Annotated in this window: 20 protein-coding genes, 1 pseudogene and 1 riboswitch; of the genes and pseudogenes, 17 read left to right on the top strand and 4 right to left on the bottom strand. The window is 64.1% G+C overall.

Annotated features, from left to right (window positions below; all coding sequences use genetic code 11):
* Positions 1-39: 39 nt before the first annotated feature.
* From ACLFKU_RS34925 to ACLFKU_RS34915, 3 genes are all read right to left on the bottom strand, one after another.
* Positions 40-402, bottom strand: coding sequence for a hypothetical protein (locus tag ACLFKU_RS34925; RefSeq protein WP_410852181.1), 363 nt, complete (start codon positions 400-402; stop codon positions 40-42).
* A 201-nt stretch (positions 403-603) separates the two neighbouring features.
* On the bottom strand, positions 604-2,022 hold the full coding sequence (locus ACLFKU_RS34920; protein ID WP_368624190.1) for a coniferyl aldehyde dehydrogenase: 1,419 nt from the start codon (positions 2,020-2,022) through the stop codon (positions 604-606).
* Positions 2,023-2,130: 108 nt separating this feature from the next.
* Positions 2,131-3,819 (bottom strand): isovaleryl-CoA dehydrogenase, encoded by a 1,689-nt coding sequence (locus tag ACLFKU_RS34915; protein WP_410852180.1) that lies wholly within the window; start codon positions 3,817-3,819, stop codon positions 2,131-2,133.
* Positions 3,820-4,146: 327 nt separating this feature from the next.
* On the opposite strand from ACLFKU_RS34915, the pseudogene ACLFKU_RS34910 reads away from it, so the two are divergent.
* Together ACLFKU_RS34910 and ACLFKU_RS34905 are read left to right on the top strand one after the other, a co-directional pair.
* Positions 4,147-4,978 (top strand): annotated as a pseudogene (locus ACLFKU_RS34910) (GMC family oxidoreductase); the annotation flags it as partial.
* A 129-nt stretch (positions 4,979-5,107) separates the two neighbouring features.
* Complete coding sequence (locus tag ACLFKU_RS34905) at positions 5,108-5,779, top strand: GMC family oxidoreductase (RefSeq protein WP_410852183.1); 672 nt, start codon at positions 5,108-5,110, stop codon at positions 5,777-5,779.
* Between the two features lie 76 nt (positions 5,780-5,855).
* Here the strand turns inward: ACLFKU_RS34905 and ACLFKU_RS34900 are convergent, their stop codons facing one another.
* Positions 5,856-6,806, bottom strand: a complete 951-nt coding sequence (locus tag ACLFKU_RS34900; protein ID WP_410852179.1) for a LysR substrate-binding domain-containing protein — start codon at positions 6,804-6,806, stop codon at positions 5,856-5,858.
* Between the two features lie 112 nt (positions 6,807-6,918).
* Here ACLFKU_RS34900 and ACLFKU_RS34895 point away from each other — a divergent pair, with 112 nt between their 5' ends.
* The 15 genes from ACLFKU_RS34895 (at position 6,919) to ACLFKU_RS34825 (ending at position 21,597) form a co-directional block, all read left to right on the top strand.
* Positions 6,919-7,410, top strand: coding sequence for a CidA/LrgA family protein (locus ACLFKU_RS34895; protein WP_410852178.1), 492 nt, complete (start codon positions 6,919-6,921; stop codon positions 7,408-7,410).
* Positions 7,407-8,132 carry an LrgB family protein gene (locus ACLFKU_RS34890; protein ID WP_410852177.1) on the top strand — a complete coding sequence of 242 codons (726 nt, stop codon included), beginning with the start codon at positions 7,407-7,409 and terminating at the stop codon, positions 8,130-8,132. Before ACLFKU_RS34895 ends, ACLFKU_RS34890 begins: the two co-directional genes overlap by 4 nt.
* Positions 8,133-8,193: 61 nt before the next feature.
* Positions 8,194-8,328: riboswitch (S-adenosyl-L-homocysteine riboswitch) on the top strand.
* Positions 8,329-8,361: 33 nt separating this feature from the next.
* Positions 8,362-9,780, top strand: coding sequence for an adenosylhomocysteinase (ahcY, locus tag ACLFKU_RS34885; RefSeq protein WP_368586350.1), 1,419 nt, complete (start codon positions 8,362-8,364; stop codon positions 9,778-9,780).
* Positions 9,781-9,955: 175 nt separating this feature from the next.
* The gene (locus ACLFKU_RS34880; RefSeq protein ID WP_018432546.1) at positions 9,956-10,309 is read left to right on the top strand and encodes a phage holin family protein; all 354 of its coding nucleotides are present in this window, start codon (positions 9,956-9,958) and stop codon (positions 10,307-10,309) included.
* A gap of 11 nt (positions 10,310-10,320) precedes the next feature.
* Positions 10,321-11,151 (top strand): methylenetetrahydrofolate reductase [NAD(P)H], encoded by an 831-nt coding sequence (gene metF, locus ACLFKU_RS34875; protein WP_176124636.1) that lies wholly within the window; start codon positions 10,321-10,323, stop codon positions 11,149-11,151.
* Positions 11,152-11,324: 173 nt separating this feature from the next.
* Positions 11,325-12,968 (top strand): ABC transporter substrate-binding protein, encoded by a 1,644-nt coding sequence (locus ACLFKU_RS34870; RefSeq protein ID WP_410852182.1) that lies wholly within the window; start codon positions 11,325-11,327, stop codon positions 12,966-12,968.
* A 203-nt stretch (positions 12,969-13,171) separates the two neighbouring features.
* Complete coding sequence (locus ACLFKU_RS34865; protein WP_410852176.1) at positions 13,172-14,803, top strand: ABC transporter substrate-binding protein; 1,632 nt, start codon at positions 13,172-13,174, stop codon at positions 14,801-14,803.
* Between the two features lie 140 nt (positions 14,804-14,943).
* On the top strand, positions 14,944-15,954 hold the full coding sequence (locus tag ACLFKU_RS34860; protein ID WP_013090824.1) for an ABC transporter permease subunit: 1,011 nt from the start codon (positions 14,944-14,946) through the stop codon (positions 15,952-15,954).
* 8 nt (positions 15,955-15,962) lie between these two features.
* A complete protein-coding gene (locus ACLFKU_RS34855; RefSeq protein WP_176124541.1) occupies positions 15,963-16,880 on the top strand; it encodes an ABC transporter permease subunit in 918 nt (305 codons plus the stop codon).
* Positions 16,881-16,882: 2 nt separating this feature from the next.
* Complete coding sequence (locus ACLFKU_RS34850) at positions 16,883-17,887, top strand: ABC transporter ATP-binding protein (RefSeq protein WP_410852175.1); 1,005 nt, start codon at positions 16,883-16,885, stop codon at positions 17,885-17,887.
* Positions 17,884-18,903: a peptide ABC transporter ATP-binding protein gene (locus ACLFKU_RS34845; protein ID WP_368586354.1), complete on the top strand. Its 1,020-nt coding sequence runs from the start codon at positions 17,884-17,886 to the stop codon at positions 18,901-18,903. The genes ACLFKU_RS34850 and ACLFKU_RS34845 overlap by 4 nt, the downstream gene beginning before the upstream one ends.
* Positions 18,896-20,155, top strand: coding sequence for a TraB/GumN family protein (locus tag ACLFKU_RS34840; RefSeq protein WP_410852174.1), 1,260 nt, complete (start codon positions 18,896-18,898; stop codon positions 20,153-20,155). The genes ACLFKU_RS34845 and ACLFKU_RS34840 overlap by 8 nt, the downstream gene beginning before the upstream one ends.
* A gap of 204 nt (positions 20,156-20,359) precedes the next feature.
* Positions 20,360-20,836, top strand: coding sequence for an Hcp family type VI secretion system effector (locus ACLFKU_RS34835; protein WP_410852173.1), 477 nt, complete (start codon positions 20,360-20,362; stop codon positions 20,834-20,836).
* A 3-nt stretch (positions 20,837-20,839) separates the two neighbouring features.
* Positions 20,840-21,322 (top strand): DUF2778 domain-containing protein, encoded by a 483-nt coding sequence (locus tag ACLFKU_RS34830; RefSeq protein WP_410852172.1) that lies wholly within the window; start codon positions 20,840-20,842, stop codon positions 21,320-21,322.
* A complete protein-coding gene (locus ACLFKU_RS34825) occupies positions 21,319-21,597 on the top strand; it encodes a hypothetical protein (RefSeq protein WP_410852171.1) in 279 nt (92 codons plus the stop codon). Before ACLFKU_RS34830 ends, ACLFKU_RS34825 begins: the two co-directional genes overlap by 4 nt.
* The last annotated feature ends 44 nt before the right edge of the window (positions 21,598-21,641 follow it).

Raw genomic sequence — 21,641 nt, 5'->3', positions numbered from 1 at the left:
CCGCCATGCGGCAGTTCGCGATCCTCTACGAGGATCGCTTCACACGACCCAACAGCTAGAATGAAATTGATCGCCTGCCACGCCTGAAATGTTCAGACGCCTTGCACACAAAAATTCAGACACTCCCGGATTGCCCTTTTGCAGGGCGGGGCTCTTTTTTGTTTTTGTTCTTGTGTTGCTCTTTTCTTGCCGAACGCCGGGTTTGTGCAGCCATGCCATGACCTCCGGAATCCAGTAAAACCCCGGCGTCGTTGCTTCCGCATACAGGAAATCGACTATCGGCCCGTCATGTGTAAAGCGGAGCATCTTTGTTTGCGTAAAGGCAGCATTAAGCCGGTCGCGCAAGGTCGGATCATTGGCCAGCGCGGGATAATCGCGCACGATATGACCACGGATACGCACCACTACCTCATGCGGACCGAGGGACCCGCTTAAGAGCTAGCGGTTTAAAGCTGTCTTCTTTGCCTACTTTCTTTGCAGCAGCAAAGAAAGTAGGTGCCGCCCCGCACAGGGGCAACGCTAATAGACCGACAAGAAAGCAAGGAAAGGCCAACCCCGCAAAGAACAAAGCCAAAGAAAGGCCTCACCGCCCAAGATGAAAAATCAAAACCTCATCATCAACTTCAACAACGCGTTCACGCGTCTCCCATACGGCGGCGAGATCAACCCACGCGCATTCAAGCGCGCCTGAGTGAGCACAGGCTTCATCTTCGAAAAAGTAACGAACCCCTCATACCCGTGGTACGCCCCCATCCCACTCGCCCCAACCCCGCCGAACGGCAAACTCTCACACGCAAGCTGCATCAACGTCTCATTAACCGCCATTCCACCGGCAATAGTTTCGAGCGTGACACGCTCAACAGTCCGCGCATCGTCGGCATAGAGATAAAGCGCCAGCGGCCGCGGCCGCGCATTGATCCACGCGATCGCGTCATCAAGCGTGTCATACGGCACGAGCGGCAACAGCGGCCCAAAAATCTCCTCCTGCATCAGCGCGCATTCGTTCGGCGCGCCAGTCACGGCAATCAGCGGAAAGCGCCGGCTCGCGGCATCGGGCGTCGCGTCGGTCAGCGCGTGCAACTGCGCGCCCGCAGCCCGCGCTTCGTCGGCGAGACGTTCGAGCCGCTCGAAGTGCCGCGCCGAAATGATCGACGTGTAGTCCGGGTTCTGCGCGAAGTCCGGGTACATCCTCGCCATTCGCACGCGCGCCCGTTCGATGAACGCCTGCTCCTTGCCGCGCGGCACCAGCACATAGTCGGGCGCGATACAGGTCTGCCCAGCGTTCAGCGTCTTGCCGGCGATCAGGTTGTCGACCGCGTTGTCGAAACGCGCATGCGCGCCGATCAGCGCCGGCGACTTGCCGCCGAGTTCGAGCGTGACCGGCGTCAGATGCTCGGCCGCCGCGCGCATCACTTCGTGACCGACCTTGGTCGAGCCGGTGAACAGCAGATGATCGAACGGCTGCGCGCTGAACGCGGCCGCGAGCGCCGCGTCGCCGTTGACGACCGCGACGTGATTGCGCGCGAAGGTCTGGCCGATCAGCAACTCGAATAGCGCCGAGGTACGCGGCGTCAGCTCGGACATCTTGATGATCGCGCGATTGCCGGCCGTCAGCGCGCTGATCAACGGCCCGACCGCGAGCAACACCGGATAATTCCACGGCACGATGATGCCGACCACGCCGAGCGGCTGCGGCACCACCTTCGCGCGCGCCGGCAGCAGCCACTTGTTGGTGCGGCGGCGCTGCGCTTTCATCCAGCGCTTGCCGTGACGCAGCGCTGCGTCGATCTCTTCCTTCACGAGCAGGAATTCGGCGAGCAGCACTTCTTCTTTCGCTCGATTGCCGAAGTCCGCGTGCATCGCATCGGCGAGCGCGTCGCGATTGTCGAGCATCAGCTTGCGCAGCGCGCGCAGATGCGTCGCGCGCGTGTCCCACGACGGATACGGCGCGCGCAGGTACGCGTGACGCTGATCGCGCAGCAGCGCTTCGAGCGCGGCGACCCCCGACAGATCATTCTTCATGTGAGTCCACTCCCTGATGGATGACGATGCGCGTCGAGCGCGCTTATTGGTTTGAGCTTGCGTCGGTATTGCGAGCGGAGCGCCCGCAGTTAGCGTGCCCCGCCGCGCCTAAGCGGGAAAGGCGCGCTCGATGATCGCCGCGTGATCGAACGTGGCCGGCAGCGTGCCGTACACGCGGCCGCTTTCGCCGCAGCCGTCGGCGACACGCGTTGCGATGAATGCGTCGGCGACCGCCGCGGGCGCGTGCTGCGCGAGCAGCGTGGCCTGCGCGATCAGCACGATCTGCTGCGCGATACGTCGTGCCGATGCCTCGCGCTGTTCGGCTGGCCCGTTCAGCGTCGCGGCGAGCCGCGCGAGCGCCGCGCCCAATGCTGGATGCGCGCGCGCGACGTCCTGCCAGGCGGCGAACAGCGCTTGCGCGGCTTGCGGCTCGCGTTCCATCGCGCGCAGCACGTCGAGGCACATCACGTTGCCCGAGCCTTCCCAGATCGAGTTGACCGGCGCCTCGCGATAGAAGCGCGCCATCGGCCCGGTTTCGACGTAGCCGTTGCCGCCCCACACTTCCATCGCCTCGCCGGTGAATTCGAGCGCGCGCTTGCAGACCCAGTACTTCGCGGCCGGCGTAACGATGCGCCGCCATGCGCGTTCGGCCAATGAAGCCGACGACGCGTCGGCGGATTGCTCGAACGCGCGCGCGAGACGCATGAACAGCACCGTCGCCGCTTCCGATTCGAGCGCGAGATCGGCGAGCACGTTGCGCATCAGCGGCTGCTCGGCGAGGTGCCGGCCGAACGCGCTGCGATGCCGCGCATGATGGATCGCCTGCACGAGCGCGGCGCGCATCAGCGCGGCGCTGCCGATCACGCAGTCGAGCCGCGTGTAGTTCGCCATTTCGATGATGGTCGGCACGCCGCGTCCTTCGTCGCCGATCATCACGCCGTACGCGTCGAGAAATTCGACTTCGCTGCTTGCGTTGGAGCGGTTGCCGAGCTTGTCCTTCAGACGCTGGATCTGCACCGCGTTCTTGCTGCCGTCCGGCGCGAAGCGCGGCACGAAAAAGCACGACAGTCCCTCGTGCGTGTCGGTGCGCGCGAGCACCAGATGCGCGTCGCATTGCGGCGCCGAGAAAAACCACTTATGACCGATGAGCCCGTAGGCGCCGCCGCGCCCGCCGGCACCGTCGAGCGCATGCGCTCGCGTCTGGTTGCTGCGCACGTCGGAGCCGCCCTGTTTCTCGGTCATGCCCATGCCGATCATCATCGAGCGCTTCTGCGTGAGCGGCACGTCGCGCGGATCGTGCTCGCGCGTGTACAACTGCTCGCGCAGTGTCTTGAACAGCGCGGGCTCGCGCTGCAATACCGGAATGCTCGCGAAGGTCATCGTTAGTGGACACAGCGAGCCGGATTCGATCTGCGCATGCATGAAGTAGCCAGCGCAGCGCGCGGCCATCGCGCCACTTCGCGGATCGGAAAACGGCAGCGCGTGCAGCCCTTCGCGACGCAGCAGCGCGAGCAGTTCGTGCCATGCGGGATGAAACTCGAGCGCGTCGATGCGCTCGCCGCGCGGACTATGCGTGACCAGCTCCGGCGTATGGCGGTTGGCGAGCTCGGCGAGCGCGAGCGTCTCGGGCGTCGTCAGCGCCGCGCCGTGTCGCAGCAGCGCCTCGCGATGCCAGCTCGCGCCGTCGCGATCGACGGCCGCGCTTAAGGCGGCGTCACTCGCGAACAGGTTGTAGTCCGCGAGCGCAGGCGCCTGATTCGTCACCTCGTGAGTCTGTCCGAAGCCGTGCCGTTCCATCTGCTGTCTCCGCGTTTTCGCTATTGTGCGCCGCTTTGCCGACGGCATCCGCGATGCGTCTCGACGCATCTGTTCGAGCGCGGCGCGTGATGTTGCATGCGGGGAGAAGGCGCGCGTCGCGCCATGTTTGAAAGCCGCGCACGGCCCACAGACGGCGGCGTGCGCGACTTGCATCATAGGGGCGCGATGCCGCCGGCGTTTAGAGGAATCGTTCTGTCAGTAAGCCGCCGCGGCCCCAAAACGCTCCCTACAATGCGCAGAAAACACACGTAGACAAGTGTGCACGGGACAGGGTCCGCGAGCAACGCGGCCCATCAGGAGGAGCGCATGCAATACGACTACATCATCGTCGGTGCGGGCTCGGGTGGCTGCACGCTCGCAAGCCGTCTCGCGGATAGCTGTCCCGACGCGACCATCGCGCTGGTCGAAGCCGGTCCGCATACCGGGCGCAATCTGCTGGTGAACATGCCGGTCGGCGTCGCGGCCGTGGTGCCGAACCGGCTGAAGACCAACTACGGCTACCTGAGCACGCCGCAGCCGGGGCTCGCCGGTCGACAGGGCTATCAGCCGCGTGGACGCGGTTTCGGCGGATCGAGCGCGATCAACGCGATGATCTACACGCGCGGCCATCCGCTCGATTACGACGAGTGGGCGCGGCTCGGCTGCGACGGCTGGTCGTGGGCCGAGGTGCTGCCGTATTTCCGCCGCGCCGAAGACAACCAGCGCGGCGCCGATGCATGGCATGGCGAGGCCGGTCCGCTGACGGTGTCGGATCTGCGCTTCAAGAATCCGTTTTCAAAGCGCTTCGTGCAGGCCGCGCTCGAAGCGGGCTACAAGGCGAACGACGATTTCAACGGCGCGGACCAGGAAGGCATCGGCTTCTATCAGGTCACGCAACGCGACGGGCGACGGGCGACGCTGCAGCGTCGCGCGCGCGTATATCTACGACCGGCCGCGCGCGAACCTGCACACGATCGCCGATGCAACCGTGCTGCGCGTCGTGTTCGACGGCAAGCGCGCGAGCGGCGTCGAGATCGCGCGCGCCGGCCGGATCGAAACGCTCGCCGCGCGCGCCGAGGTCGTGCTCGCCGCGGGCGCGTTCAACTCGCCGCAACTACTGATGTGCTCGGGCATCGGGCCGGCCGCGCAGTTGCGCTCGCTCGGCATCGACGTGCTGCACGACGCACCCGAAGTCGGCCAGAACCTGACCGATCACATCGATTTCACGATCAACAAGCGGGTGAGGTCGATCGAGCCGGTCGGTTTCTCGGTGCGCGGCATCGCGCGGATGCTGCCGCAATTCGTCACGTTCATGCGGCACGGGCGCGGCATGCTGTCGAGCAACGTCGCCGAGGCGGGCGGGTTTCTGAAGACCCGGCCGACACTCGAGCGGCCCGATCTGCAATTGCATTTCTGCGCGGCGATCGTCGACGATCACAACCGCCATATGCACTGGGGCCACGGTTATTCGCTGCACGTGTGTGTGCTGCGTCCGCATAGCCGCGGCACCGTGACGCTCGCGAGCGCCGATGCGCGTGTCGCGCCGCTGATCGATCCGCGCTTTCTGAGCGATGCGCGCGATCTCGATCTGCTCGTCGAGGGCGCGAAGATCGCGCGGCGCATTCTCGACGCGCCGTCGCTCGCGCTGCACGGCGGCAAGGAGTTGTACACGCGGCCGGGGCAATCGGACGCTGAACTGCGCCAGACGATCGCCGAGCGCGCGGACACGATCTATCACCCGGTCGCCACCTGCCGGATGGGCGGCGACGCGCGCTCGGTCGTCGATCCGCAATTGCGCGTGCGCGGCGTGACGGGGTTGAGGATCGTCGATGCGTCGGTGATGCCGACCCTGATCGGCGGCAACACCAACTCGCCGACGGTCATGATCGGCGAACGGGCGGCGGAGTTGATCGCGGCAAGCCGGCGACAAGGAGCTGGGCTGTCGGCGCAGGCGGCTTGATCGCCGCTGACGACGAGTTCGAGAAACGCGGCGGCGCAGTGCAACCGCCCGCCGCGCTTCATTCATGCGCGGGTAGCTAAGCTTCGTCCGGCGCCGCGATTCCGTTGAAGCCGATTCCCGGTCCGAGCATGAAATCGTCGCTGACGTGCGTCGGCAGTGTTTCGCGCGCGACGTCGAGCCATGCGCGCGCCGCGTGCGACAGATAGCCGTTGCGGCGCCAGCCGATTGCCATTTCCCACGGTATCTCCGGTTCGACGACCGGGCGGCAGGTGAACTGCGCGGGATCGAGCCGCCGGCAATAGGGCGCGGGCAGCAGCGCGATGCCGACGCCGGCCAGCACCAGTGCCGCCATGAAGTCCCAATGCCCGCTGCGCCCGACGATCGCCGGCGCAAATCCCGCCGCGCGGCACGCGTTCAGCACGACGTCGTTCAACGCGAGGCTCTCGCCGTAAAACACGAACGGCTCGGTGGCGAGCTGCGCGAGCGGCACCTCGTTCGACGCGTCCCAGCGCGAGCCGCTGCGCGCGACGAGCCACAGCAACTGGCGCGACATCGGCAGCACGTCGATGTTGTCGGGATCGACCGGCTGCAGCACCCCGCCGAGTTCCAGCTCGCCGTTGATCAGCGCGGCTTCGATCGCGCGCGAGCCCTGCTCGAACAGCTTCAGTTCGATCTTCGGATAGCGCTGGCGGAATGCGGCGATTGCGGGCGTGAAGAGCTCACCGCCCATCGGCGGGATGCCGATGGCGAGTTCGCCGCGCCCGAGCGTGTCGAGATCGTTCAGCTCGGCCTGCAGTTGCGCGTGCGCGGCGAGCACGTCCTGGCCGCGCTGATAGACGATCCGGCCGACGTCGGTCAGCACCATCTGACGGCCGTCGCGCAGCAGCAGCGGCGAGCCGATTTCATCTTCCAGCGACTTGACCATCTTGCTGATGGTCGGCTGCGTGACGAACATCTGCTCGGCGGCGACCGTGAAGCTCTGCTGACGGACCACTTCGACGAAATAGCGCAGCGCGCGGAGTTCCATGATCGTGGCCTCCAGAATTCCAGTTTGGAATGGTTTCGATGATTGTAAGTCATTTTGTTTATGGCGCGGCGCGCTGCATACTGAGTGCCTTCCGAGTCAGCCAAGGAATGCCATGTCCACGCCAGTTTTCGTCCGTTCCGCCCCTCCCGCCGATGGCGGTTCGAGCGGCCGCGCGGATGGCATCGGCCGGGTCGCACGCATCGCCGTGCAAAGCGCCGCGATCGCCGCGCTGTGGATCGGCGCCGATTTCATCGTGCGACGGCTTCATCTGCCGGTGCCGGGCGGCGTGCTCGGCCTCGTCGTGCTGCTCGCGCTGCTGTTTTGCGGCGGCGTCGCGCCGCGCTGGGTCAAGGCCGGCGCGGACTGGCTGCTGTCCGACATGCTGCTGTTCTTTATACCGGCCGCGGTCGCCGCCGTGCAATACGGCGGCCTGTTCCGCGCGGACGGCTGGCGTCTTGCGCTGGTCGTGATCGCCGGCACGCTGATGGTGATGGTCGCGGTGGCGTTCGCCGTCGATCAGGCCGCGCGCGTCGAACGGCGTTTCGCGCTGCGCCGCGTGCGGGTTGCGCGCGAGGCAGGCAGTCTGTCGCGCGAGTGCCGATGAGCCCGCACATTTTCGCTTCGCTGCTGGCCGACGACGCCTCGCGCCTGATCGCGGCAGGCTGCCTCGCGCTGACGATCGCGCTGTATTTCGCGTCGAAGGCGTTGTATGCGCGCGTGCGCTCGCCATGGCTCACGCCGATGCTGACCGTGCCGGCCGCGCTCGTCGCGATCGTCGCGCTCGCGCACATTCCCTATTCGCTGTACTTCGAGGACACGCGCTGGCTGATGTGGCTGCTCGGCCCCGCGACGGTCGCGTTCGCCGTGCCGATCTACGAGTACCGCGCATTGCTGAAGCGTCACTGGATCTCGCTGTCCGTCGGCGTGACGGTGGGCATTCTGGTCGGCGTCGGCGGCTCGCTGGTGCTCGCGAAGCTGCTGCATCTGTCGCCGGAATTGCAGCGCAGCCTGATGACGCGCTCGGTGTCGACGCCGTTCGCGCTCGCCGTATCAGACAGGATTCACGCGCCGAAGGATCTGAGCGCGCTGTTCGTGATCGCGACGGGCGTCTGCGGCATGCTGTTCGGCGAACTCGTGCTCGCGTTCATGCCGCTGCGCACGCGGCTCGCGCGCGGCGCGCTGTTCGGTGCGGCCGCGCATGGCGTCGGCACCGCGAAGGCACGCGAGATCGGCAGCGAGGAGGGCGTCGTGTCCAGCCTGACGATGATGATCGCCGGCGTCGCGATGGTGCTGCTCGCGCCGATGCTGGGCCTGCTGCCGATCTGAAGCGGCGCGCCCACCATCCCGCGCGAGCCGAAGTCATCTCGATTTGCTACAATCGCCGTTCGTCTTCGAGGAGCGTTGCGACGGGTACCGCGAATCCACATTCGCCGGCCGCCCGCCAGGCTCGAAGGCTTCAATCGGCAGCATGGAATGCGCATCACGCGAATCCGTGCGTTGCCTCAAACCGCGCTCACGTCACATTTCTAGTCAATTTCTTAGAAAGGAGGGCGTGATGAACGCCGCAGTCATCGATTCCCAAAAGCAGGATTACGTCGTTGCAGACATGTCGCTCGCCGCGTGGGGCCGCAAGGAACTCACGATCGCCGAGACCGAAATGCCGGGCCTCATGCAGACGCGTGAAGAGTACAAGGCGCAGCAGCCGCTGAAGGGCGCGCGCGTCGCCGGCTCGCTGCACATGACGATCCAGACCGGCGTGCTGATCGAGACGCTGACCGCGCTCGGCGCGGACGTGCGCTGGGCCTCGTGCAACATCTTCTCGACCCAGGACCATGCCGCCGCCGCGATCGCGCAGGCCGGCACGCCGGTGTTCGCGTTCAAGGGCGAGTCGCTCGACGAATACTGGGAGTTCTCGCACCGCATCTTCGAATGGCCGAACGGCGAGTTCGCCAACATGATCCTCGACGACGGCGGCGACGCAACGCTGCTGCTGATCCTCGGCTCGAAGGCCGAGAAGGACCGCTCGGTGATCGCCAAGCCGACCAACGAGGAAGAAGTCGCGCTGTACAAGTCGATCGCCGCGCACCTCGAGGTCGACCCGACGTGGTACTCGAAGCGCCTCGCGGCAATCAAGGGCGTCACCGAAGAAACCACCACCGGCGTGCACCGCCTGTACCAGATGGAAAAGGAAGGCCGTCTGCCGTTCCCGGCCATCAACGTCAACGACTCGGTCACGAAGTCGAAGTTCGACAACCTGTACGGCTGCCGCGAGTCGCTGGTCGACGGCATCAAGCGCGCGACCGACGTGATGATCGCCGGCAAGATCGCGGTCGTGGCGGGCTACGGCGACGTGGGCAAGGGCTGCGCGCAATCGCTGCGCGGTCTGGGCGCGACCGTGTGGGTCACCGAAATCGATCCGATCTGCGCACTGCAAGCGGCGATGGAAGGCTACCGCGTCGTGACGATGGAATACGCGGCGGATAAAGCCGACATCTTCGTGACCGCAACCGGCAACTATCACGTGATCAACCACGATCACATGAAGGCGATGCGTCATAACGCGATCGTCTGCAACATCGGCCACTTCGATTCGGAAATCGACGTCGCGTCGACCCGTCAGTACCAGTGGGAAAACATCAAGCCGCAAGTCGACCACATCATTTTCCCGGACGGCAAGCGCGTGATCCTGCTCGCCGAAGGCCGTCTCGTGAACCTCGGCTGCGCGACGGGCCACCCGTCGTTCGTGATGTCGAACTCGTTCACGAACCAGACGCTCGCGCAGATCGAACTGTTCACGCAGGGCGCGAAGTACGAGAACAAGGTGTACGTGCTGCCGAAGCACCTGGACGAGAAGGTCGCGCGTCTGCATCTGGCGCGTATCGGCGCGAACCTGACCGTGCTGTCCGACGCGCAGGCCGGCTACATCGGCGTCGACAAGAACGGTCCGTTCAAGCCGAACCACTATCGCTACTAAGTAGGCGGCCGCCCGCGGGTTCGAGGCGCGCTTTGCGCGCCGGGCCAAGCGGACGGCGGTGAAAAGTTTGACGGTCTGATCTCGGGGCGGCGCGCAATGCGCCGCTTTGTTCGACAGCGCCGCTTTTCATTTGCTGGACATCTTCCCCGCACAGGTGCTTACAAGGAGTTCTAACATGACCGTGCTGCTGACCTGGCTCATCAACGCGCTCGCGCTGCTGATCATCACCTACATCGTTCCGTCGATCCACATCCGTAGCTTCGGCACCGCGCTGATCGTCGCTATCGTGCTCGGTCTCATCAATGCGGTGATTCGGCCGGTACTGATCCTGCTGACGCTGCCCGTCACGATCCTCACGCTAGGACTCTTCATTCTGGTCGTCAATGCGCTGTGCTTCTGGCTGGCCTCGTCGCTGTTGAAGGGCTTCGAGGTGTCGGGCTTCTGGTCGGCGTTCTTCGGCTCGATCCTGTACAGCATCGTGTCGTGGCTGCTGTCCGCGCTCATTTTCGGCAACCGCAGTCTCGGTTGACCTTATTCACTATGAATCCGATCGAACTCTCATTCGAATTCTTCCCGCCGAAGACGCAGGAAGGCATCGACAAACTGCGCGCGACCCGCGCGCAACTCGTGTCGCTCAAGCCGAAGTTCGTGTCCGTCACGTTCGGCGCCGGCGGCTCGACCCAGCAAGGCACGCTCGATACCGTCATCGACATGACGAAGGAAGGGCTCGAGGCGGCGCCGCACCTGTCGTGCATCGGCTCGTCGAAGGAAAGCCTGCGCGCGATTCTTAACGAGTACCGCGCGCACGGCATCCGCCATATCGTCGCGCTGCGCGGCGACCTGCCCTCGGGCATGGGCGCGGTCGGCGAGCTGCGCTATGCGTCGGAGCTCGTCAGCTTCATCCGCGCCGAGTTCGGGGACTGGTTCTGGATCGAGGTGGCGGGCTACCCGGAATACCATCCGCAGTCGCGCTCGCCGCGTCACGATCTGGAGAATTTCGCGCGCAAGGTGAAGGCTGGCGCGAACTCGGCGATCACGCAGTACTTCTTCAACGCGGACGCATACTTCCGTTTCGTCGACGATGCGCGCCAGCTCGGCGTCGACGTGCCGATCGTGCCCGGCATCATGCCGATCACGAACTTCTCGCAGCTGATGCGCTTCTCCGAAATGTGCGGCGCCGAAGTGCCGCGCTGGATCGCGCGCCGGCTCGAGAGCTTCGGCGACGACCGCGAGTCGATCCGCGCGTTCGGGCTCGACGTGGTGACGGATCTGTGTCAACGGCTCGTCGACGCGAAGGTGCCCGGCCTGCACTTCTATACGCTGAACGCGGCCACGTCGACCAAGGCGATCTGCGAACGGCTCGCCGTGTAACGGCCATGCCCGCGCGGCTGCAACGGCCGCGCGGTCCCCGTCAGGCTGGCGTGGGTCTCGAATTTGTCCCAAATAGCGTGGTAAGTCCCTGTTGAAGCTCATTTTTGGGCTGTCTATCATCGAAAAGCAGCTACCCCGGCTGCTGTGCGGAGGACGATATGACAGTGACAAGAATGACTGCGGCACACCGGCTGTTCGCGCTTCACCAGTTCTGCCTGCCGGCTCTCGCCGCGCTCGCGGTCGCCACCAGCGGCCTCGCGCCCGCCGCGTCGCAGGCGGCCACGCTGCCCGACAAGACGCTGATTTTCTGCTCCGAAGGCAGCCCGGCGGGCTTCGATACCGCGCAATACACGACCAGTGTCGAGTTCAGCGCCGGCTCGTACACGGTCTACAACCGGCTCGTCGAGTTTGCGCATGGCAGCACGGACATCGAGCCGGGACTCGCCGAAAAATGGGACGTGTCGGCCGACGGCCTCACCTATACGTTCCATCTGCGCCGCGGCGTCAAATTCCAGACCACGTCGTATTTCAAGCCGACCCGCGAATTCAACGCGGACGACGTCGTGTTCACCTACGAGCGCATGCTCGATCCCGAGAATCCGTTCCGCAAGGCGTATCCGGTCAATTTCCCGTACTTCAACGATCTCGGTCTCGCGAAGAACATCGCCAAGATCGAGAAGGTCGATCCGTACACGGTGCGCTTCACGTTGAAGGAAGTCGACGCGCCGTTCCTGCAGCAGATCGCGATGCCGTTCGCCTCGATCCTGTCGGCTGAATACACGGATCAGCTGCTGAAGGCGGGCAAGGCGTCGGATATCAACCAGTACCCGGTCGGCACCGGTCCGTTCATCTTCCGCAGTTATACGAAGGATGACACGATCCGCTTCGACGGCAATCCCGACTACTGGAAGCCGGGCGTCGCGAAGGTCGGCAAGCTGATCTTCGCGATCACCGTCGATCCGGCCGTGCGCCTGCAAAAGCTGAAGCGGGGCGAATGCCAGGTGATGTCGTATCCGCGGCCGGCCGACATCGCGACCGTGAAGGCCGATGCGTCGTTGGCAATGCCGAGCGAAGTGGGCTTCAACCTCGGCTATATCGCGTACAACACCACCAAAAAGCCGCTCGACAACGTGCTCGTGCGCCGCGCGCTCGACATGTCGGTCAACAAGAAGGCGATCATCGAGGCGGTCTACCAGGGGGCGGGCCAGCTCGCGACCAACCCGATGCCGCCGACGCAATGGGGCTACGACAAAAGCCTGAAGGACGCGCCGTACGACGTCGACAAGGCGAAAGCGCTGCTGAAGGAGGCGGGCTTCCCCGACGGCTTCGAGCTGACGCTGTGGGCGATGCCGGTGCAGCGCCCGTATAACCCGAACGCGCGCCTGATGGCCGAAATGCTGCAGTCGGACTGGGCGAAGATCGGCGTCAAGGTGAATATCGCCACGTACGAGTGGGGCGAGTACATCCGCCGCGCGCACGCTGGCGAGCATCAGGCGATGCTGATCGGCTGGACCGGTGACTACGGCGACCCCGACAACTGGCTCGGCGTGTTGCTCGGCTGCGACGCGGTCAACGGCAGCAACTTCTCGAAGTGGTGCTACAAACCTTACGACGATCTGATCAAGCAGGGCCGCAGCACCACCAAGATGCCCGATCGGCTGAAGGCCTACACCCAGGCTCAGGAAATCTTCAAGGACCAGGTGCCGTTCACGCCGATCGCGCATTCGACCGTGTATCAGCCGATCAGCAAGAACGTGACGGGCTTCAAGATCGATCCGTTCGGACCGACGCAATTCCTGGAGGTCGGGGTGAAGTAAGCGGACGCGGCGCGCTTTTTGCGCCGCTTTCGTCGCCGGGCGGCTCGAACGGGCCGTCCGGCCCGCGACAGTACCGCGGCAAAACGTTTGCATGAAGTGTTTCCTATCGTCAACAGAGGGATTTTGCTCCGCTTGGTGGCCGGCCCAAGCTCAAGTAATATCCCGCTACGCCGGCGCAAGCCGGCCCCGAACTTGGAGGAAACATGAAGCAAAACAATCTGTTGCGCGTCGCGCGGGTGTCTACGCTCGTCGCAGCCGCAGCGGCATCCCTGCTTGGCGTCACGAGCGCGCAGGCCACTGGGATTCCGAACAAAACCCTCGTCTACTGCTCGGAAGGCAGTCCCGCGGGTTTCGATCCGGCCCAATACACGACGGGCGTCGACTTCACGGCCAACACGTTCACCGTCTATAACCGCCTCGTTGAATTCGAGCGCGGCGGCACCAAGGTCGAACCCGGCCTCGCCGAGAAGTGGGACGTGTCGCCCGATGGCAAGACCTACACGTTCCATCTGCGTCATGGCGTGAAGTTCCAGACCACCTCGTTCTTCAAGCCGACGCGCGAATTCAACGCGGACGACGTGGTGTTCTCGTTCCAGCGCATGCTCGACCCGAACCAGCCGTTCCGCAAGGCGTATCCGGTGCAGTTCCCGTACTTCACCGACATGGGCCTCGACAAGCTGATCACGAGCGTCGAGAAAGTCGACCCGTACACGGTCAAGTTCACGCTGAAGGAAGTCAACGCGCCGTTCATCCAGAATCTGGCGATGGAATACGCGTCGATCCTGTCGGCCGAATATGCGGATCAGCTGCTCAAGGCAGGCAAGGCCGCCGATATCAATCAGTTCCCGGTCGGCACCGGTCCGTTCATCTTCCGCAGCTACACGAAGGACGCGACGATCCGCTTCGACGGCAATCCCGAATACTGGAAGCCGAACGCGGTGAAGATCTCGAAGCTGATCTTCTCGATCACGCCGGACGCCGGCGTGCGCGTGCAGAAGATCAAGCGCGACGAATGCCAGGTGATGAGCTATCCGCGTCCGGCCGACATCGCGCCGCTGAAAGCCGAGCCGAACATCGACATGCCGTCGCAGCCCGGCTTCAACCTCGGCTACCTCGCGTACAACGTGACGCACAAGCCGGTCGACAAGCTCGAAGTGCGTCAGGCGCTCGACATGGCGATCAACAAGAAGGCGATCATCGACTCGGTCTACCAGGGCGCGGGCCAGCTCGCGACGAACCCGATGCCGCCGACCCAATGGTCGTTCGTCAAGAATCTGCCGGCAGCATCGTACGATTCGGCCAAGGCGAAGGATCTGCTGGCGAAGGCCGGCTACCCGAACGGCTTCGACATCACGCTGTGGGCGATGCCGGTGCAGCGCGCGTACAACCCGAACGCTCGTCTGATGGCGGAAATGATCCAGGCGGACTGGGCGAAGATCGGCGTGAAGGCGAAGATCGTCACGTACGAATGGGGTGAGTACATCAAGCGCGCGCACGCGGGCGAACACGACTCGATGCTGATCGGCTGGACCGGCGACAACGGCGATCCGGACAACTGGCTCGGCACGCTGCTCGGCTGCGAGGCGATCAACGGCAACAACTTCTCGAAGTGGTGCTACAAGCCGTTCGACGATCTGATCCAGAAGGGCCGCACGACTGCGGACGTGGCAACGCGCACGAAGATCTACGGCGACGCTCAGCACATCTTCGCGCAGCAACTGCCGTTCTCGCCGATCGCGCACTCGACCGTCTATCAGCCGGTCAGCAAGAAGGTGGTCGGCATGCGCATCGAACCGCTCGGCTATGCGCGCTTCGACGGCGTCAGCATCAAGTAATTCGTAAAGTTCGCACAGTACGCCGCAGTAGAGTACGCTTTCGCACGGTTAGAAAACTGGTCGAAATGGTCCGGCGACCGGGGTCACGAGCCCTCGTCGCCGGTTGCGTTTTTTCATCACCAGTACTATAGGAGCGAGCTATGTTCCGCTTCGTTTTGCGCCGCATCGGCATGGTGATACCGACGTTCATCGGCATCACGATCCTTGCGTTCGCGCTGATTCACCTGATCCCGGGCGACCCCATCGAAGTGATGATGGGCGAGCGCGGCGTCGATCCGGCCATGCATGCGGCCGCGATGCACCGCCTCGGGCTCGACGAGCCCTTGCCGATCCAGTACTTCCACTACATCGTCCGTGCGTTGCACGGCAACCTCGGCACTTCGATCATCACCAACACCAGCGTGATGGGCGAATTCCTCGCACGCTTTCCCGCCACCGTCGAACTGTCGATCTGCGCAATGCTGTTCGCGCTGATCGTCGGCCTGCCGGCGGGCGTGTTCGCGGCACTGAGGCGCGGCACGGTGGTCGATCACGGCGTGATGGGCACCGCGCTGACCGGCTACTCGATGCCGATCTTCTGGTGGGGCTTGATCCTCATCATGGTGTTCTCGGTCAAGCTCGGCTTGACGCCGGTGTCGGGCCGCATCGCAGTCGAATACGACATTCCGCACGTGACCGGCTTCATGCTGATCGACTCGCTGATGTCCACCGACGAAGGCGCGTTCAAGTCCGCGTTGAGCCATCTGATCCTGCCCGCGATCGTGCTCGGCACGATTCCGCTCGCGGTGGTCGCGCGCATGACGCGCTCGTCGATGCTCGAAGTGCTGCGCGAGGACTACATCCGCACCGCGCGTGCGAAGGGGCTGTCGCCGGGACGCGTGATCGTCGTGCATGCGCTGCGCAATGCGCTGATTCCGGTCGTTACGGTGATCGGTTTGCAGGTCGGCACACTGCTTGCCGGCGCGGTGCTGACCGAAACGCTGTTTTCATGGCCGGGCATCGGCAAGTGGCTGATCGATGCGATCGGCCGGCGCGATTATCCGGTCGTGCAGGGCGGTATCCTGCTGATCGCGACGCTGGTGATCGTCGTGAACCTCGTCGTCGATCTGTTGTACGGCGTGCTCAACCCGCGCATTCGCCATACGAGGTAATCACGACCATGGCTGACATTCAAAACACCGTCCCCCAAGCGGTCACCCCACCGAGCGGCCGCGCCATCGCGGCGCGCGAATTCTGGGCGAACTTCTCGCGCAACCGCGGCGCGGTCGGCGCGGGCATCATCGTGCTGGTGCTGATCTTCATCGCGATCTTCGCGCCGCTGATCGCGCCGCACAGCCCGATCGAGCAGTATCGCGACTCCGTGAAGATTCCACCCGCGTGGCTCGACGGTGGCAACTGGAAGTTCATTCTCGGCACCGACGAAGCGGGCCGCGACATCCTCTCGCGTCTGATGTACGGCGCGCGGCTGTCGTTCTGGATCGGCTTCGTGTCGGTCGTGCTCGCGCTGATTCCGGGCATCGTGCTCGGCCTCATCGCCGCGTTCTTCGAGAAATGGGCCGACACGCCGATCATGCGCATCATGGACGTGCTGCTCGCGCTGCCGTCGCTGCTGCTCGCGGTCGCGGTGGTCGCGATCATCGGTCCGGGTCTCGTCAACACGATGCTCGCGATCGCGATCGTCGCGCTGCCGGGCTATGTGCGTCTGACGCGCGCGTCCGCGCAAGGCGAATTGCAGAAGGAGTATGTGACCGCTTCGCGGGTCGCGGGTGCGAGCACGTTGCGGCTGATGTTCTCGCAGGTGCTGCCGAACTGCACCGCGCCGCTGATCGTGCAGGCCACTCTCGGCTTTTCGTCGGCGATTCTCGATGCCGCCGCGCTCGGCTTTCTCGGCCTCGGCGTGCAGCCGCCGTCGGCGGAGTGGGGCGCGATGCTTGCGTCGGCGCGCGATTACATCGACAGCGCATGGTGGATCGTCACGATGCCTGGCCTGTCCATCCTGATCTCGGTGCTTGCGATCAACCTGCTCGGCGACGGGCTGCGCGACGCGCTCGACCCCAAACTGAAACGGATGGCCTGAACATGAGCAATCTACTGACCATCCGCAATCTCGCGGTCAACTTCGGCGGCTTGCCCGCGGTCGACCGCATCAATCTGGACGTCGCGCCGGGCGAAGTGCTCGGCGTGGTCGGCGAATCGGGCTCGGGCAAGAGCGTGACGATGATGGCGTTGATGGGCCTGATCGACGCGCCCGGCAAGGTCACCGCCGACGAAATCACGTTCGACGGCAAGAACCTGCTGAACGCCTCCGCGAAGGAACGCCGCAAGATCATCGGCAAGGACATCGCGATGGTGTTCCAGGACGCGCTGACGAGCCTGAACCCGAGCTACACGGTCGGCTATCAGATCAAGGAAGTGCTGAAGCTGCACGAAGGCTTGCGCGGCAGCGCGCTCGACAAGCGCGCGCTCGAACTGCTCGATCAGGTCGGCATTCCCGATTCGAAGAACCGCATCGGCGCGTTTCCGCATCAGATGTCGGGCGGCATGAACCAGCGCGTGATGATCGCGATGGCGATCGCCTGCAACCCGAAGCTGCTGATCGCCGACGAGCCGACCACCGCGCTCGACGTGACGATCCAGGCGCAGATCATGGAACTGCTGATGCGCCTGCAGAAGGAACGCGGCATGGCGCTCGTGCTGATTTCGCACGATCTGGCCGTGGTGTCCGAGGTCGCGCAGCGCGTCGCCGTGATGTATGCGGGCGAGGTGATCGAGACGAACAAGGTGCCCGACATCTTCGCCGCGCCTCATCATCCGTACACGGAAGCGCTGCTGGCCGCGATTCCCGAGCACAACGTGGGCGCGGTGCGGCTCGCGGCGCTGCCGGGCATGGTGCCGGGCCGCGACGACCGGCCCAAGGGCTGCCTGTTCGCGCCGCGCTGCAAATACGTGGTCGACGACTGCATGAAGGCGCGGCCCGCGCTCGCTGCGCTGCCCGCCCACGCCGATTTCACGCGCGTGCGCTGCATCAAGCCGCTGAACCTCGAGAAGGACGCCAACGTTCACACGCAAGGAGGCGCCCGATGAGCGCAGCACCCGAAATCCGTCGTCAGCCGGATCGTCCTGGCGATCACGTACTCGTCGCCGACCAGCTCGCGCGCTACTACACAGTCAAACGCGGCATGTTCGCGCACGGCACGGTGAAGGCGCTGAACGGCGTGTCCTTCGCGCTCGAACGCGGCAAGACGCTGGCGGTAGTCGGCGAGTCCGGCTGCGGCAAGTCGACGCTCGCGCGTCAGCTGACGATGATCGAAACGCCGAGCGCGGGCCGCCTGCTGATCGATGGCGAAGACGTGGCCGGGGCGAATCACGAGAAGATTGCGGCGCTCAGGCGGCGCGTGCAGATGGTGTTCCAGAACCCGTTTGCGTCGCTCAATCCGCGCAAGACCGTCGAGCAGACGCTCGGCGAGCCGCTCGCGATCAACACGCAGATGAGCGCGACCGAGCGCGCCGAGCGCATCGCGCAGATGATGCGCACGGTCGGCTTGCGGCCCGAGCACGCGAAGCGCTATCCGCACATGTTCTCCGGCGGCCAGCGTCAGCGGGTCGCGATCGCGCGCGCGATGATCCTCGATCCGCAAATCGTGGTCGCCGACGAACCGGTGTCCGCGCTCGACGTGTCGATCCAGGCACAGATCCTGAACCTGTTCATGGACCTGCAGGATGAGTTCAAGACGAGCTACGTGTTCATCTCGCACAACCTGTCGGTGGTCGAGCATATCGCCGACGACGTGATGGTCATGTACTTCGGCGGCGTCGCCGAGCTCGGCGACAAGAAGCGCATCTTCTCGAAGCCGCGCCATCCGTACACGCGCGCGCTGATGTCGGCGACCCCGTCGATCTTCGAGGCGGACCGCACGATCAAGATCAAGCTGCAAGGCGAAATGCCATCGCCGCTGAATCCGCCGTCGGGCTGCACGTTCCATCAGCGCTGTCCGTACGTGATCGACCGCTGCCGCAGCGAGGTGCCGAAGCTGCGTGAAGTGGATGGGCGCCTCGTCTCGTGTCACCGCGCCGAAGAGGTGGGGGACGTGGATGCCTGATGTGGTGGCGGCGCGTCGTCTTGCGCGCCGCTTGTGTGAGGGCGGCGGGATAGCCGCCTTCGCGCGGCGCCGCGGGGCGCGTGCGCCGGGAGGCGCCGCGCCCTGCGGCGCATTTGCTGGAAGCTTCGTCAGCGAGTTTTTTCGCACATTTTTCTGCGCGTTTGTCGATGCGCTCGCGCGCGCATTGTTCTCCATATTTCTTCCCGCGTCGCTGTCCGCTTTTTTGCGCGTAGGCTGCGCGCTGTCGGTCGGCGCGGCCGTGCCCGGCATCGCTGACGCAGCCGGCGCGGCGGCCAACACGCCAGCCCCCGCGGCCCAGGCGGCCCGACCGGCGGTTAATGTGCCAACCACGCCACCGCCGTCGATTGCGCCGCCCCCGGTCCCTGGCACCACCGCGAGCGGACCGGTGCGTCAGCAACCGGCGCGCATGCCGTTCTATGTCGCGACACGCGGCAATATCACCATCTATGTGCTCGGCACGCTGCACGTCGGCGATCCGGCCGACTATCCGGCGGCGCAGCCGTTCCGCGCGCCGATCCTCGCGGCGCTCGCCGCGTCGCCGACACTCGCGCTCGAACTGTCGCCCGACGAACTGCTGGTGTCGCAGGACGACGTCTCCAGGTACGGCGTGTGCAAGCACGACTGCCTGCCGGGCCTGCTGCCCGAGCCGTTGTGGCACAAGCTCGCGCTGCGGCTGCGCGGCAACCCGGCCGCGCTCGATGCGATCAAGAAGATGCGGCCGTGGCTTGCGTCGCTGGTGGTCGAGACCTACGACTCGCTGTCAGCGGGTCTGCAAACTGAGTACGGTACCGAAGCGCAATTGCAGAACGTGTATCTGAAGACGCGCGGCAAGATCGTCGGACTCGAAACGCTCGCGCAGCAGATGCGTTCGTTCACCGGACTGTCGGCCGCGCAGCAGCGTGAGATGCTCGCGCAGGACCTGGTGCAGACGCCGGCGCAGAACGTCCAGGACGTGCGCACGCTGCATCGGCTATGGCAGGTCGGCGATGCCGATGCGATCGCCGCGTGGCAGACCGCCAAATCGGAGAAGCTCGCGCGCGATCCGCGCATCTCCGATTCGATCGACAACCGCATCGTCTATGAGCGCAATCGCCGCTTCGTCGCGAAGATGCTGCAGCTCGCCGCGCCGAACAAGCCGCTGTTCGTCGCGATCGGCGCGCTCCATCTGGGTGGACCGAAGGGCGTGCTGCAGCTGTTGCGGCAGCACGGCTTCGTGGTGGAGGCGGGGTGAGCCGGGTCGAGGCTACAGCCGTCGCGGCCGGGCGCATTGTCGACATTGTGCTTCACTGTTTACGTGAGCTGCGCCACGGTCGCCGCGATCTGTCCGGGCCGGCTCCTGCGCATTTTTCGGACGAATCCGAGTCGTGCCACATCCTACGCCTGTTAGCTTCGTCAAAAGTTCTCAGCAAGCGACTAACAGGAAGGAAATCCAACGATGGCACAGGACATCTTTATCAGGATCGACGGTATCGATGGCGAATCGCAGGATGCGGCTCATCTCAACGAGATCGATGTAATCGGATGGCGCTGGCAAGTTGCACAGCCGGCGGGGATGCTCGCGGGTTCAAGCGGACGTGTTCCAAAAGCCACCGTTTCCGATCTTGAATTTACTCATCTGATGGGCCGTGCGAGTCCGAATTTGGCCAGATACTGCTTCTCTGGAGAGCGCATCCCCGAAGCGAAACTCACGGTGCGAAGAGCCGGCGGTATCCCTCACGAGTACGCGAAAATCACGATGTACGACGTAATCGTCTCTTTTGTTGAACCGATTGGAGGCGGTCAGTGCTGCCACGAACAGGTGCGTTTGTCATTTGCGCGAATGAAGCACGAGTACATCTTGCAGAACAGTCATGGCGGAAGCGGCGGCACAGTGACTGCCCTCATAGACATCAGGGCAAACAGGCAGAGTTAATAAATGCCTGTATCTTGCACTTTCACATTAAATCGACGCCCGATGTCGAGTTTGCTTTGTCCCGGTTTTGGTGGTGTCCCTGCATTTTCAGGTAAAGGGCGATATATCGATGACCCAGATTCCGCGAAAGTGGTAAGCGCGGGCGCTATTCCCAAAGGCGAGTACTACATCGTCGATAGGGAAAGCGGGGGGCATCTCGGTTGGCTCTGGGATGCTGTCAAAGACCTATTGGCGGACACGCATCGCAGGGAATGGTTTGCTCTGTATCGCTATGAGCAACACATTGATGATTGGACGTTCGTAGACGGTGTGCGACGCGGAAACTTTCGGTTACACCCGGTAGGGCGATCCGGAGAAAGCGACGGTTGCATTACGCTTTCGTCCCGCGAGCAGTTCAAGGCGCTGCGGTCATACTTTAAAGCACAGCCGCCCGCGTTTATCCCCGGGACGACGACCAGATACTACGGTACCATCGACGTGAAATGAAAAAGGCGCTGATTTGTGTTGCGCTCGCACTGGCGATGACGCTGCCCATCGCAGTGGGAATTGCCCGCATGCCGGGTATTGATGAATGGTTTGCGAGCGGCGCGGGCTCTGAGTTTTTTGCCCCGCTTTTCGAAATGCTGGATTCGGTTGGCGGAGAAAACAACACGGACATCATCGTCGCAACGTTGCTCGTTGTCAGTTTTTTTGTCTCGCTGATGTTGGCCGTTGCTTTGTTAGCGATCGTTAGTCATTTGCGTCGTACGCATCGCCGTTGATTGGACATCTGAAGCTTCCGGACGGCGAGGTACTGCCTCAGATG

The organism is Paraburkholderia sp. EG304, assembly GCF_046543485.1.
In the GTDB taxonomy this organism is placed as follows: Bacteria; Pseudomonadota; Gammaproteobacteria; order Burkholderiales; family Burkholderiaceae; genus Paraburkholderia; species Paraburkholderia youngii.
This window is presented reverse-complemented; position numbering and strand designations above follow the sequence as displayed.

Excerpts from the sequence above, each read along its gene's own strand:
- ACLFKU_RS34920 (WP_368624190.1), bottom strand. The coding sequence starts at position 2,022 with ATGAAGAATGATCTGTCGGGGGTCGCCGCGCTCGAAGCGCTGCTGCGC.
- ACLFKU_RS34915 (WP_410852180.1), bottom strand. The coding sequence starts at position 3,819 with ATGGAACGGCACGGCTTCGGACAGACTCACGAGGTGACGAATCAGGCG.
- ACLFKU_RS34905 (WP_410852183.1), top strand. The coding sequence starts at position 5,108 with ATGCTGCCGCAATTCGTCACGTTCATGCGGCACGGGCGCGGCATGCTG.
- ACLFKU_RS34900 (WP_410852179.1), bottom strand. The coding sequence starts at position 6,806 with ATGGAACTCCGCGCGCTGCGCTATTTCGTCGAAGTGGTCCGTCAGCAG.
- ACLFKU_RS34895 (WP_410852178.1), top strand. The coding sequence starts at position 6,919 with ATGTCCACGCCAGTTTTCGTCCGTTCCGCCCCTCCCGCCGATGGCGGT.
- ACLFKU_RS34890 (WP_410852177.1), top strand. The coding sequence starts at position 7,407 with ATGAGCCCGCACATTTTCGCTTCGCTGCTGGCCGACGACGCCTCGCGC.
- ahcY (WP_368586350.1), top strand. The coding sequence starts at position 8,362 with ATGAACGCCGCAGTCATCGATTCCCAAAAGCAGGATTACGTCGTTGCA.
- ACLFKU_RS34880 (WP_018432546.1), top strand. The coding sequence starts at position 9,956 with ATGACCGTGCTGCTGACCTGGCTCATCAACGCGCTCGCGCTGCTGATC.
- metF (WP_176124636.1), top strand. The coding sequence starts at position 10,321 with ATGAATCCGATCGAACTCTCATTCGAATTCTTCCCGCCGAAGACGCAG.
- ACLFKU_RS34870 (WP_410852182.1), top strand. The coding sequence starts at position 11,325 with ATGACTGCGGCACACCGGCTGTTCGCGCTTCACCAGTTCTGCCTGCCG.
- ACLFKU_RS34865 (WP_410852176.1), top strand. The coding sequence starts at position 13,172 with ATGAAGCAAAACAATCTGTTGCGCGTCGCGCGGGTGTCTACGCTCGTC.
- ACLFKU_RS34860 (WP_013090824.1), top strand. The coding sequence starts at position 14,944 with ATGTTCCGCTTCGTTTTGCGCCGCATCGGCATGGTGATACCGACGTTC.
- ACLFKU_RS34855 (WP_176124541.1), top strand. The coding sequence starts at position 15,963 with ATGGCTGACATTCAAAACACCGTCCCCCAAGCGGTCACCCCACCGAGC.
- ACLFKU_RS34850 (WP_410852175.1), top strand. The coding sequence starts at position 16,883 with ATGAGCAATCTACTGACCATCCGCAATCTCGCGGTCAACTTCGGCGGC.
- ACLFKU_RS34845 (WP_368586354.1), top strand. The coding sequence starts at position 17,884 with ATGAGCGCAGCACCCGAAATCCGTCGTCAGCCGGATCGTCCTGGCGAT.
- ACLFKU_RS34840 (WP_410852174.1), top strand. The coding sequence starts at position 18,896 with ATGCCTGATGTGGTGGCGGCGCGTCGTCTTGCGCGCCGCTTGTGTGAG.
- ACLFKU_RS34835 (WP_410852173.1), top strand. The coding sequence starts at position 20,360 with ATGGCACAGGACATCTTTATCAGGATCGACGGTATCGATGGCGAATCG.
- ACLFKU_RS34830 (WP_410852172.1), top strand. The coding sequence starts at position 20,840 with ATGCCTGTATCTTGCACTTTCACATTAAATCGACGCCCGATGTCGAGT.
- ACLFKU_RS34825 (WP_410852171.1), top strand. The coding sequence starts at position 21,319 with ATGAAAAAGGCGCTGATTTGTGTTGCGCTCGCACTGGCGATGACGCTG.